Consider the following 13,035-nt stretch of genomic DNA (forward strand, 5'->3'; position numbering starts at 1 on the left):
CAGTTCACTGCTATGATCAAAAGAATCTTTCACGCAATCACCTCAGCCTTGCGCGAGTTGTTTCGCCGCTGGGGTGCGCTACTCATTTTGTTGGCGCTCTACCTCGCGATGCTCGGCGCGATCTATCTGTTCTTCGTCACGCGCGAGGCGACCGTAGGGCAGTTGCTGTTGTCATTGCTGTTGGCGCTCGCAGCTCCCGTGTTGTTCCTGGTCATTCAGACGATGGCTGCGAGATACAATCAAGGAAGTACGCGCGCATGGGCGTTGCTTGGAGGCTCACTGCGCGACTTCTGGAAGCTGCTGGTGATAGTCGCGCCCCTTATTCTAATTGCCGTGCTTGCAGTTTATCTGTTCGGCAAGATCGAAACGACCGCTCCGGCGGCGGCTGTTCGCGAAGCAGTGCGCTCGATACCTGCTCCTTCTAGGCCTGCCGCTCCAAAGCCGCAGCCGGTTAATTGGCAATCCGTCGCCATAACAACCCTCCAGTACCTGATGTTCTGTTTGGTGCTGCCGCTAGCCGCAATTCATCTGTGGATCGGCACTGCGCGCGATGGACTCAAAGCGACTGTGAAACGATCCGCGCGCATTCTCGGCCGAGCGTTCGCGCCGCAAGCAGTGATCACCTACGCGATCGGCTTCGTCTTCTTCGCCGTGATCCCATACTTCCTGATTGTGACCAAGACATCGGCCGCCAGTGCCTGGCTTGACGTCGCGTTGTTAGGCTCGCGGCTGGTGCTGGCAGTTGTGTTCTCACTCATTGGTTGGGTCGTAACTGTCGGCGCGCTTGGGAGACTGGAAGGCGGTAGCGAGAATGTCGCTCAAGCGGGTGAAAGCGCCGGTCATGTTCCTGCCGAAGCATAACTACCTGAAGCCGGTTGTTGTGGTTGTCGCGCTGTTGCTGATCGCGGCGCTCTTCTGTTCTTGCGCGCGACCGGAACCGGAACCAACCGCAGAGGGCGCAGAGGACGCGGGGAAGAAAAAAGAGAAGCCCGCAGCAAACGCCGCTGATCTGGACCGCGCATTGACCGAAGCCGCGACCGAAGCGCTGGGCGATCGCGAAGGCGCGGTGCTCGTGATGGACCCTCACACCGGCCGCCTGCGCGCGGTAGTTAACCCGCGGCTCGCTTTCGAACAAGCCTTCCCGCCAGGTTCGACGATAAAGTCTTTCACCGCGCTAACCGCGATGAGGGCCGGCTTGATAGACAACGAAACGCGGATCCCGTGTCGTGGGAAATTCAGCGGGGACGGCTTCGACATCGTCTGCTCACATCCTAAAAGCAAATCGCCCTTCAATCTTCCGCAGGCGCTTGGCTATTCGTGCAATCACTTCTTCGCGACGCTCAGCGGGAGGCTGAGCTTCGAGGCGTTCAAAGCGACTCTCGCTTCGGCGGGATTGGGCGCCAAGACCGGGGTAAACGCAGGCGGCGAGTCGGCGGGAGTGCTTCGCGGCGGTGAGTGGCGGGTGCGCGACCTGCTCGGTGAAGGCGACAACTTGCTGGTTACGCCGATTCAGTTGCTGGCCGCGTACTGCGGGTTGATGAACGGCGGCCACATTTATCGACCGCGGATCGACGCGGCGGAAACGTTCGTTACCGATGAACGCGGAAGTCTTTACCTCGAGGCTTCCCAAAGGGCAGCTTTGATAGAGGGCATGCGCGGGGCGGTCGTGTATGGAACGGCGGAGAAGGCAGCGCTCAACTCGCTGCCGCTTTTCATCTTCGGCAAGACCGGCACGTCGACCGCGAGCAACGGATTCCGGCGTCAAGGCTGGTTCGTCAGCTTCGCCGCTGATGCAACCTCGGCAGCCGAAGCCACGCCTGAATCGCTCGAGCTGGCTGTGCTGGTATTCATCAAGCGCTCGCATGGCTCTGAGGGCGCCGTCGTTTCCCGTCGTGTTTTCGAAGAGTACGTGAAGCGTCGAGGAGGCGAGGAGCGCGCGCAAGGTAGCGACGGAGAACCTGGGCGGCGCGGCCAGCAAGACGCCAAGTCCCCGAGTGTGCGCGTCAAAATGCTGAGCGAGAACCGCGTGGCGACGCTTTCGCTTGAAGACTACGTGCTCGGCGTTCTTTCCGTTGAAGCGTCTGTTGAAGACGAAGTCGAAGCGCTCAAAGCACAGGCAATCGTCAGCCGCACATTCGCGCTCAAGAACCTCGGGCGTCACGCGAGCGAAGGCTTCGATCTATGCTCGAACACTCATTGCCAGCAATATGTGAGCGATGATTCGCGCGTTTCGGAGAAGATGCGCCGCGCGGTTGCCGGAACCGAGAGAGAAGTGTTGCGCGACGCGAGCGGGCAACCGGCCGATGCTTATTTTCATGCCGCTTGCGGCGGATTCACCGCGAACTTCGCATCGCTTTGGGGCGCACCCGGCCCGAGCTATCTGCGCGGCGTCCGCGACGACTCCTGCGCGACGATGCCGAATTATGAATGGACCGATGAAATTCCTGCCGCGCAGATTGCAAAGGCGCTCGCGAGCGACCCGCTCACCGACGCGGGAAGAAAGATCGACGATATCGTGGTGACAAAGAGAGACGCGACTGGCCGTGCAGAGAACATCTTGATCGAAGGCGCGCGCCGGCGACAGGTGTCGGGCTGGAGCTTCAAGATGATCGTGGGCCGCGCGCTTGGATGGAACAAGCTGAAGAGCTCGCGCTTCAGCGTGACCCGAAGCGGCTCGATGTTCATCTTTCGCGGAAGCGGGTTCGGCCACGGGCTCGGCTTGTGTCAGAACGGAGCTCACGTGATGGCGCGGCGGGGAGGGACGTTTGAGCAGATACTGGATAAGTATTTCCCCGGGGCTCGCATCTCTGGAGAGCAATCTCACGCAAAGGCGCAAAACCGCAAAGCCGCGGTTTTTGAGACCGGAACCAACTCGTTGCCTTCCGCGTCATTGCGTCTCTGCGCCTTTGCGTTGATTCCGCGCCAGACTCTCTCCAGCGAACACTTCCACGTCAGCTATCCCGCAAGAATCCCACGCTCCGAGATTGAGGCCGCGCTTCGAACGCTCGAGGCGGCGCGTTTGGATATGTTCGCTCGCGCAGGCCCGGCGTCGCTTTCTTTGCCGGCTGCCGCAGTCGAGGTGGTCGTCCACGAAACCACGCAAGCCTTCACCGCGGCGACCGGGCAATCGTGGTGGGCAGCAGGTGTTACGCACGGCCGGCGAATTGAGCTGCAGCCGCTCAACGTACTCAGGCGGCGCCGGATTCTTACGTCGACACTTCGGCACGAGTACGCTCACTCGGTAATGGAAGCAAACGGTGGAAGCGGCGTTCCTCGTTGGCTGGCCGAAGGGCTGGCTATCAGCTTCGCAGGCGAAGGCGCAATGCTCCTACGATTCAGGAGCAAGACGCGACTGCCGCTCGACGAGTTGGAACGAAAGCTTGCGCGCCCGGCGTCGGCCTCCGAGATGCGTTCGCTGTACGCCGCCGCTTATCGCGAGGTCCAAGCACTGATTCAGAAAGAAGGCGAGTCTAGCGTGTGGCGTCGCCTTGGAGCGCGCGCTTCCAACGCGCCGGCCGCGTAGCTGCTGCCTGCGGCTAGACAACACGGCGGAACTCTGTGGGCCGGAGTTTTCACACAATCTCTTCAGTTGGGGGATGTTTCAGCTCCGCCTACGAGAAAGGGGCAATGGCTCGTCCTCGGCTTTCGTTTATCTTTCATCCATCTCGCGCGCGAGACGGATGAAAGACCAGAGATAAGCTGGAGTTTCGACGTTAGGTTGAACCTAACAATCCCCCAACTGAAGTTGGGGGGATTTCATACAATCTCGATCTCGAGGTGAGTATGCGCGAAAATCTGACGTGCACCTCACCGGCACGTGCGCTCGCGCGTTTGTTGCTGCTAGAATCACCGTTTCGCATCAGGAGAGAAAATGAGTGAATCCGCGACAGCAACAGGCGGCAACGGCGAACCGCTATTCGAGGCTTTCTTAAACCGCCACGAGGACAGAGCCTGGCGCGAAGTTATCCAAAGGCTTTTGCCGTCGATCCACGAAGTCGACCGGAAGGCGACCGAGATTTGGTTTCACTTCTTCCCGCTCGCGCTTCTGAGAGCCTTGCATCAAGCAGAAGATCCCGGGCAACTGGCAAAGAAGCTTTCGCTTTATGGCAAGTACCTTCTGCAAGAGCAAATCGACTCGTCGCACGAATTTCTTTACGGCCATCGCTACTGGCCGCAGGTCAAAGCGGCGGTGAGCACATTGGCAGCTTCAACCAACGCTCCGGCAAGCCTCGATCTCGCGACTCAGATACGTAATGTTGCTGCCGGCGTCGCGAGCCTCCTGAAGGTGGACGCGCCGCTCCTTACGGGAATCACAGCCGTTGCATTCATGACCTTGCAACAGACCGGCGCTTCCGCCTTCAAGTCTTCACCAGGCGCGACCGGCGCATACTCAGCCAAATCGCCGGAAGAGATCCTGAGAGAGCGGGCGCGCGATGATAAGCAGGGTCTGCTCGGGTTTTTGCGCCCCGATAAGATATTCACCGTGTCTTTCAACGAAACCGACCCGAGCGCGAACTTCAAACTCATCAACACGCAGCACGTGACGACTGCCGCCGCCAACGACAAACGCGACTACAATTCGCGCGAGCCGCGCTGCATAGTCCTAGAAGGACCTATTCCTGTTCAGTGTCGCACCGCGGCGTGCGGCACCTGTTGGGTTGGCGTGCTTGGCGGGGTGGAGAAGCTCTCAGAAGTCGCCGAGCTCGAGCGCCGAAGAATCAAAGAATTTGGCTACATCGACACGGAAGAGCCCAGGCCGCTGATCAGGCTCGCGTGCCAGGCGCAAGCCTATGGCAATGTCTCGATCGTGATTCCACCCTGGAACGGAGTCTTCGGCAAGTTCATTGGCGAGCAAAAGACCGAGAGCTAAGAAGATCAACGGGGCTCGATCATCTGAAAAACCATGAAAGTGCTCGTCATCGGCGGAACCCGCTTCATAGGCGTCCGGGTCGTGCGGCGCCTGATTGAAGAGGGCACTGATGTTGCCGTCTTTCATCGGGGTCATCCAAGTCAGGACAAATCCGAAATACCTGTTTCGGTGAAGCAGATTCTGGGCGACCGCGCCGCTCTATCAAGCTTTGCTTCTGAGTTCGCGCGAATCGCGCCCGACGTGGTGCTGGACATGATCTGCTACAACGAGCGAGAGGCCGAGACTTTGATGCACACGTTCAAAGGCCTTGCGCGGCGGTTGATTGTGGTCAGCAGCATGGATGTCTATCGAGCTTATGGGTGCTTGCTGGGTCTTGAATCTGCTCCGCCTGATCCGCTTCCTTTGAACGAAGATTCGCCGCTTCGCGAAAGCCGCTTTCCTTACCGGGGGCAGGCGAAGGGTCCCGGCGATATGGCTTTCGACTACGACAAGATTCCTGTGGAACAAGTCGTGATGGGTGACCCCGATTTGCCGGGCACGGTGTTGCGCTTACCAGCGGTGTACGGTCCCGGCGACCATCGCGCGTTCGAGCATGTGAAGCGAATGGCGGATGGCCGTCGAGTTATTCTCCTTGAAGAGAATCACGCGCGATGGCGTTGGGCTCGAGGCTACGTTGACAACGTCGCCGCTGCTATAGCGGTTGCCGTCGCCGATGATCGGGCCGCCGGCCGCATCTACAACGCCGGGGAACCGGATGCGCTGACGGAATCAGAATGGGTTCGCAGCATTGGCCGCGCGGCTGGGTGGCAAGGCGATGTCGTTGCCCTGCCGAAAGCGTCGATGCCTGAACATCTCGCTGTTCATTACAACTTCGATTATCACCTTTACGGCGCCTCGAGCAGGATCAGAAAAGAACTCGGGTACGCTGAGCACATCGCGCGCGATGAAGCTATGAAAGAAACCGTCGAGTGGGAACGCACACACCCTCCGGATCAAGTGGACCCAAGCCGCTTCGACTACGCAGCAGAGGATGCGGCATTAGAGAAGATTGCTGAAGCGAGACGCTGAATGTTTCTCGTACATCGGCCCACCGAAGAGGAGATCCGCCGGTTTCTTGCCTCGCAACAGCATCACCCATTCTCCTATCCGGACCCCGGCATCACAGGGCTAACGCCTCACGGCTACACGATGGATCACAGCCGCATCAGGCTCGGCAACGGGGAGGAGGTCTTCCAGCGCGCGATTGAAGCGCTCAAGCGATGGGAGATGTTCAACATCGGTTGGGTGCAACTGTGCTGGCCGGACACGCCGATTCAGACGGGCGCCACAGTTGGGGTGCTTGCTCACCAGTTCGGCTTCTGGTCCCTGAACGCATGTCGAATAGCAAACGTGATCGAGGAAGACGGAGAGGTACGCAGGAGCGGCTTCGCATACGGCACTCTGCCCGAGCATGTAGAACGCGGCCAGGAGTCGTTCACGATCGAGCTGCAAGCCAAAGACGATTCGGTTTGGTACGACATCCTGGCTTATTCAACGCCGAACCACTTACTTGCGAAGCTTGGATATCCGATCACTCGCGCGTTGCAGAAACGATTCGTGCGCGACTCGATGAAAGCGATGCGGCGAGCTGTATGACCCTGGGAGCGCAGGCATCCCTGCCTGCCTCTTTCCTCTACCGACCATTCTCTTTCTCGCGCAACGCCAGGCAGGCAGGGATGCCTGCGCTCCCAGGGTGTTTACCTCGCGCTTCAACCGGTCATATAATCGTCCATCGTCGTCATCAGTGGATCTCATCAAGCTGACAGGAGAACACCCATGCTAAGAACTCGAGCCGTCTTCATGATGTGCGTATGTTTGCTCGGTTGTGCGCCGGTGCTTGCGCAGGACTCAGCCGATATCAACGCCAAGATACGAAAAGAAGAGACGCACAATTCGCAGATCATGCGGACAATGCACTTTCTTACCGATGTCTACGGCCCGCGGTTGACGGGCTCGCCTAATCTGAAAGCCGCTGGTGAATGGGCGATCAAGCAGATGACCGCGTGGGGATTCGAGAACGGCCATCTCGAGCCGTGGGACTTCGGGCATCCGGGATGGGCTAACGAGCGCTTCTCAGGCTTTATCACCTCGCCGGTCAAGGACACGCTCACCTGCGAAGTGCTCTCGTGGACGCCCGGCACCAACGGCCCGGTGACGGCGAAGGCGCATCAAATGATACTTCCCGAAAAGCCCACTCAGGAAGAATTCACCGCCTACCTCTCAACACAAAAAGACAAAGTGAAAGGCAAGATAGTGCTCGCGAGCAAACAACAGATCGTGCCGGTAACATTGACTCCGCCTGCGCGCCGGCAAGACGACAAGCAAGCGAAGGAACGCTACGACCCGAACAATCCAAACGCGGGCCAAGGCCGCGGAGGGCCTCGCAGGGAGCAGCAGCAACCGGAGCCGGGCAAGCTGCCTGTGCGTCAGATCGACGAGCAACTCGATCAGTTCCTCATTGCAAGCGGCGCGCTCATTCGAGTGAACGACGGCGGACGCGAGCATCGACAGATTCGCGCTTTCAACAATCGCACCTTCGATGCGGCGAAAGCGCTTCCAACCGTGGTGATGAGCAACGAAGACTATGGACGCATCTCGCGCATTCTTGCAGACGGCACGGCGGTCGAGCTCGAGTTCAACATCGTCAACCGCTGGTACCCTGAAGGCAAGACCGCTTACAACACTGTTGCCGAGATTCCAGGCACGGACAAGAAAGATGAAGTTGTAATGCTCGGCGGGCACCTTGATTCGTGGCACTCGGCGACCGGCGCGACTGACAACGCGATCGGCTGCGCGGTGATGATGGAGGCGGCGCGCATTCTGAAAGCCATAGGCGTGAAGCCTCGCCGCACGATTCGCGTCGCGCTGTGGGGCGGCGAAGAGCAAGGCTTGTTGGGATCGCAGGCTTACGTAAAGGAGCACTTCGGGACCTTCGAGGATCCGAAGCCTGATTACAACAAGCTGGTCGCATACTTCAACATCGACTCGGGAACGGGACGCGCGCGCGGCGCGAGCGTGTTCGGGCCGCCGGAAGCAGCGGCGGTCGTGCGTGCGGCGCTCGCTCCGTTTGAAGATCTTGGGGTGATGGGCGCGATAGCTTCAAAGAACCGCGCGCTCGGCGGCACCGACAGCACGTCGTTCAGCCAGGCGGGACTTGCAGGAATCGGCGTGGGTCAGGACCCGATCGAGTACAACTCGGCTACGTGGCACACGAACCTGGACACCTACGAACGAATCATCGAAGACGACGTGAAGAAGTCTGCGATAGCGATTGCGGCTGCAATTTATCAGCTTGCGATGCGTGACGACTCGTTGCCGCGATTCAGCAAAGAGAACATGCCGCCGCTTCCACCGAAGCCCGGCACGCCTGCGCCGGCGACTCCGGCAACTCCGGCAACTCCAACTCCGCAAGCGAGGCCGGGGAACAACTGAACCTCGGGTTCTGGGTTCAGAGTTCAAGCTTTAGCTTGCTTCTTCCAGATCGGGCAAGCTGAAGCTTGAACTCTGAGCTTCATTAGCTCTGAACTTCACAATCAAGGTGGTATTCATGAGCGAGCTTAAAAGAATCAACGACCAACTCAAGCGAGCGTTCGAAGGCAAAGCCTGGCACGGACCATCTGTCTCTGAAGTGCTCGCCGGCGTCACTTCCGAGCAAGCCGCCGCGCATCCGATCGCGGGCGCGCACAGCATCTGGGAGCTCACCCTTCACATTGCGACTTGGGAGCGCGTCGGCCGCAGGCGCATCGAAGAAACGACGCCACTCGACGTCTCAGACGAAGAGGACTGGCCCGCAGTCGAGGACACCAGCGACGATGCCTGGACCAACACGCTTGATGAACTTCGCCGCAACCACGAGGCTCTGCGGGCAGCGGTACGGCAGCTCGATGAAGCGCGGCTCGAGGAGATCGTGCCGGGGACACAGTACTCAGTTTATTTCTTGTTGCACGGCGTGATTCAGCATGACCTTTATCATGCGGGACAGATTGCGTTGATGAAGAAGGTCGACTAGCCAAAAGCAACTTTGGCAAGAAGCGATTGAATTCCTACAGAGGGACGACGTGTGTCCGTTTGGTTCGTCTTGCTCAACAACTGAACGACTCAGAACGATTCTTTAAGAATCTCGCCGCTTATCCAGAGCAAATGCGGGTTACGGGTGGGATTGCCCTGACATCGAACTAGCAATCAATGTACACTAAGCGAGAAAAAGCGCAGTGTTAGGGGACTGATTGCCATGATAACGCTTCTTCGAGCAGCGAACTTCAAGTCGTGGAAGAACACTGGTGACATACAGCTTGCACCACTGACCGGGTTGTTCGGAGCTAATAGCTCCGGAAAGACCAGCATACTGCAGATATTGCTGATGCTGAAGCAGACCGTTGAGTCACCGGATCGTCGTCGCGTTCTTCATACTGGGGACGACTACACAATCGTAGATCTCGGGACGTTTCTCGACCTGATCCACAATCACAACAAGGACACGTCCCTGGAGCTGGCCTTCAGTTGGACGCTGCCCGAACCGCTTGTTATCAATGACCCCGAGGCGGAAAACAAGGAGCTTTTTGAAGTAAGGAAGTTGGCGTTTTCGGCTCACATGAATGAGATGGCGAACCGAACGGTTGTCGATCGATTCACTTACAAGTTTGATTCACACTCCTTCGGGATGAGACGGCGGGCCGAAGGAACAGTTGCACAGAGCGACAAATACGACCTCGAACACGGTGACTATCCGGCAAGGCGAGTCCAAGGCCGACCATGGCCTCTTCCTCCGCCTGTGAAGTGTTATGGCTTCCCCGATGAAGCCACTCGCTACTACCAAAACACGGGTTTCTTGCCGGACTTCGTGTTGGCCTTTGAGAAGATGTTCTCGAGTATTGCGTATCTTGGGCCGCTTCGCGACGACCCGAAGCGTAGTTATCTCTGGAGCGGCGAACAACCGCCCGATGTAGGGGGTCGGGGAGACGAGGCAGTCGCTGCCCTCTTGGCCGCGCGAGCCGCAGGGCTCAAAAGCGGTCGGATGGTGAAAAAGAAGCGTAGATACAAGCCAATTGAGGAGCGCGTGCTGGAGTGGATGCAGGAAATGGGGTTGGTTTACTCTTTCTCGCTTGAGCCTGTCGCGCCGAATCGCAAGGACTATGAATTTCGGGTCAAGAGGAGCAAGAACGGCACCGAAGTGCAGATCACCGATGTTGGATTTGGCGTCTCGCAGATTCTACCCGTGTTGGTTCTTTGCTACTACGCACCTCCATATTCAACGATACTCCTCGAGCAACCTGAAATTCACCTCCATCCCTTCGTGCAAGCAAGCCTGGCAGATGTTCTGATTGACGTGGTCAAAGAGCGGAACGTACAGGTGATCGTCGAGAGTCACAGCGAACACTTGCTTAGGCGACTCCAAAGGCGCATTGCGGAGAATGAAGTCTCTGATCGAGGGATAGCGCAGAACCTTACGGCTCTCTATTTCTGCAAGAATGACGGCGGGGAGTCTAGAATCGAAAAACTGGATGTCGACGAGTTCGGAAGCATCAGGAATTGGCCTTCCGGCTTCTTCGGTGATGAAATGGCCGAGTTGACCGCGATCGCTGAGGCCGCGATGAGCCGACAGGGAGCCAAGGTATAGTGGCGGCGCTGGTCGTCGACACCAACGTGGCGGTGGTTGCTAACAGCGGTTCGCGCCAAGCGTCGGACACCTGTTTTCTAGTCTGTGTGGAAAGGCTGGGGCGCATTACAAGTGACGAAGACAAGTTAGTGCTAGACGATATGTGGAGGATCATCAAAGAATACCAAAACAACCTTCAGCCGTCTGGAAAGCAGCCCGGTATCGGTGAGGCGTTTCTCAAATGGGTCTTAACGAATCGGGAAAACCCGCAGCGCTGCGACTTGATCAGAATCAATCAAATGGGAAACGATGACACGGAGTTCGTTGAGTTCCCCGACTCCCCCGAACTTGATGGCTTCGACCGTTCGGATAGGAAGTTCGTGGCAGTCGCGCTTTCGCATCCCGACAATCCGACGATACTCCAAGCGGTCGACAGCAAGTGGTGGCCATTCAGACACTCGCTGCAGGCCAGCGGCGTCTCGGTCGAGTTCATTTGCGAAGATGATATTGAACGCCTTTACAGATCCCGCGCTGAGTAAAGAAAGAAGAAACCTGATCCTTTAAGGAATCGTGCGCGCCGAAATGGCGATCCCAGCAGTGCGAACCGTGGAACATTCGGAGGCGAAGAAAAGATGCCGCGATTAGCTAGACGCCCTCGCTGACCAAAAGCCAAGGAGTTAGTGGCTGATAAACTCAATCGCACAAGAAAGCTGAAATGAGCAGCGCACCAAACAAAATCATCTACTCAATGGTCGGCGTCGGGAAGTACTACGACAAGAAACCGGTCATCAAGGATATCTATCTCTCCTACTTCTACGGCGCGAAGATCGGCGTTATTGGGCTCAATGGCTCGGGAAAGAGCTCGCTGCTTCGGATCATCGCCGGCGTCGACAACGAGTTCGTAGGCGAGACCGTTATTTCACCCGGCTACACCACCGGCTTCCTCGAACAAGAGCCGCGCCTCGATGAATCCAAGACCGTCCGCGAAATCGTCGAAGAAGGCGTGCATTCAACCATCGCCCTGCTGAAGCAGTTCGACCAGATCAACGAGAAGTTCGCCGAGCCGATGAGCGACGATGAGATGACCGCTCTGCTCGAACAGCAGGGCGAGGTTCAAGAGAAGCTCGATGCGGCGAATGCCTGGGACCTCGATAGCCGGCTCGAGATGGCGATGGACGCGCTTCGATGTCCGTCCGGCGAGACGCCTATCAAGATTCTCTCCGGCGGCGAGCGGCGACGAGTTGCGCTGTGCCGCCTTTTGTTGAAGCAGCCTGACATACTCTTGCTGGACGAGCCGACCAATCACCTCGATGCGGAATCGGTGGGCTGGCTCGAACAGCATCTCAAAAAATATCCGGGTACGGTCATCGCCGTGACTCACGACCGCTACTTTCTCGACAACGTTGCCGGTTGGATCCTGGAGCTTGATCAGGGTCGAGGCATCCCGTGGGAAGGCAACTACTCGTCGTGGCTCGAACAAAAACAGCTACGGTTAGCGAATGAAGAAAAGAGCGAATCGCAGCGGCAGAAAACGCTTCAACGCGAGCTCGAGTGGATTCGCATGTCGCCCAAAGGCCGCCACGCAAAGTCCAAGGCTCGCATCAGCTCTTATGAAGCCCTGCTCTCGCAGGAAAGTGAATCGCGAGCCCGAGAGCTTGAGATATACATACCGCCCGGCCCGCGACTCGGCGATGTCGTCATCGAAGCGAAAGACGTCAGCAAAGCTTACGGCGACAACCTGCTGATCGAAGGCATGTCATTCTCGCTTCCAGCCGGCGGAATCATCGGCGTGATCGGTCCGAACGGCGCCGGCAAGACCACGCTATTCAGAATGATCACCGGCCAGGAAGCGCCCGACGGCGGGATGATGCGAATTGGTGAAACGGTGAAGCTCGGCTACGTCGATCAAAGCCGCGACACGCTCGATGCGAACAAGACGATTTGGGAAGAGATCTCGGGCGGCAACGATATGATCGAGCTTGGTAAGCGGCAGGTGAACTCGCGCGCTTATGTGGCCCGATTCAATTTTTCGGGCGCCGATCAGCAGAAGAAAGTGGGCTCGCTATCGGGAGGCGAGCGCAATCGGGTTCACCTGGCGAAGATGTTAAAAGAAGTCGCGAACGTCCTGCTGCTCGACGAGCCGACCAACGACCTGGACGTGAACACGATGCGCGCGCTTGAAGAAGCGCTCGAAAACTTCGCGGGCTGCGCGGTCGTCATCAGCCACGACCGGTGGTTTCTGGACCGCATAGCAACGCACATTCTGGCGTTCGAAGGGGAGAGCCACGTCGAGTGGTTCGACGGCAACTATTCGGAGTACGAAGCAGATCGAAGGGCGAGGCTGGGCGCCGCAGCCGATCAGCCTCATCGAATCAAGTACCGGCAGTTGACGAGGAGTTAAGCATGTAGGGGCGGGCCCTCCGTGGCCGCCCCTCCGTGGCCGCCCCGAGCCGGAGGTTGCCGGGGGGGGGCGGCCCCGGGGGGGCCGCCCCCCCAAGGGAGGAAAGTGGGGAGTAGAGTTAAAAAATGG

10 protein-coding genes are annotated in these 13,035 nt (G+C 58.2%); all 10 read left to right on the plus strand.

Translation table 11 applies throughout. The features are described 5' to 3' along the window. The first annotated feature begins 12 nt into the window (after positions 1–12). The gene (locus AABO57_10925; protein ID MEK6286244.1) at positions 13–861 is read left to right on the plus strand and encodes a hypothetical protein; all 849 of its coding nucleotides are present in this window, start codon (positions 13–15) and stop codon (positions 859–861) included. Further along, a complete protein-coding gene (locus AABO57_10930; GenBank protein ID MEK6286245.1) occupies positions 812–3,523 on the plus strand; it encodes a SpoIID/LytB domain-containing protein in 2,712 nt (903 codons plus the stop codon). The genes AABO57_10925 and AABO57_10930 overlap by 50 nt, the downstream gene beginning before the upstream one ends. A gap of 348 nt (positions 3,524–3,871) precedes the next feature. Then, positions 3,872–4,870: a 2Fe-2S iron-sulfur cluster-binding protein gene (locus AABO57_10935; GenBank protein ID MEK6286246.1), complete on the plus strand. Its 999-nt coding sequence runs from the start codon at positions 3,872–3,874 to the stop codon at positions 4,868–4,870. 33 nt (positions 4,871–4,903) lie between these two features. Further along, positions 4,904–5,938: an NAD-dependent epimerase/dehydratase family protein gene (locus AABO57_10940; GenBank protein MEK6286247.1), complete on the plus strand. Its 1,035-nt coding sequence runs from the start codon at positions 4,904–4,906 to the stop codon at positions 5,936–5,938. Continuing rightward, positions 5,939–6,505 (plus strand): DUF1990 domain-containing protein, encoded by a 567-nt coding sequence (locus AABO57_10945; GenBank protein ID MEK6286248.1) that lies wholly within the window; start codon positions 5,939–5,941, stop codon positions 6,503–6,505. A gap of 180 nt (positions 6,506–6,685) precedes the next feature. Next, entirely contained in the window at positions 6,686–8,341 is a 1,656-nt protein-coding gene (locus AABO57_10950; protein ID MEK6286249.1) for a M20/M25/M40 family metallo-hydrolase, read from the plus strand. Between the two features lie 115 nt (positions 8,342–8,456). Continuing rightward, a complete protein-coding gene (locus AABO57_10955) occupies positions 8,457–8,918 on the plus strand; it encodes a DinB family protein (GenBank protein ID MEK6286250.1) in 462 nt (153 codons plus the stop codon). A 222-nt stretch (positions 8,919–9,140) separates the two neighbouring features. Beyond that, the gene (locus AABO57_10960; protein MEK6286251.1) at positions 9,141–10,526 is read left to right on the plus strand and encodes a DUF3696 domain-containing protein; all 1,386 of its coding nucleotides are present in this window, start codon (positions 9,141–9,143) and stop codon (positions 10,524–10,526) included. After that, a complete protein-coding gene (locus AABO57_10965; GenBank protein MEK6286252.1) occupies positions 10,526–11,044 on the plus strand; it encodes a hypothetical protein in 519 nt (172 codons plus the stop codon). The genes AABO57_10960 and AABO57_10965 overlap by 1 nt, the downstream gene beginning before the upstream one ends. A 176-nt stretch (positions 11,045–11,220) precedes the next feature. Further along, complete coding sequence (gene ettA / locus AABO57_10970; GenBank protein ID MEK6286253.1) at positions 11,221–12,906, plus strand: energy-dependent translational throttle protein EttA; 1,686 nt, start codon at positions 11,221–11,223, stop codon at positions 12,904–12,906. Positions 12,907–13,035: the final 129 nt, after the last annotated feature.

Source organism: Acidobacteriota bacterium (assembly GCA_038040445.1).
GTDB lineage: Bacteria > Acidobacteriota > Blastocatellia > UBA7656 > UBA7656 > Onstottus_A > Onstottus_A frigus.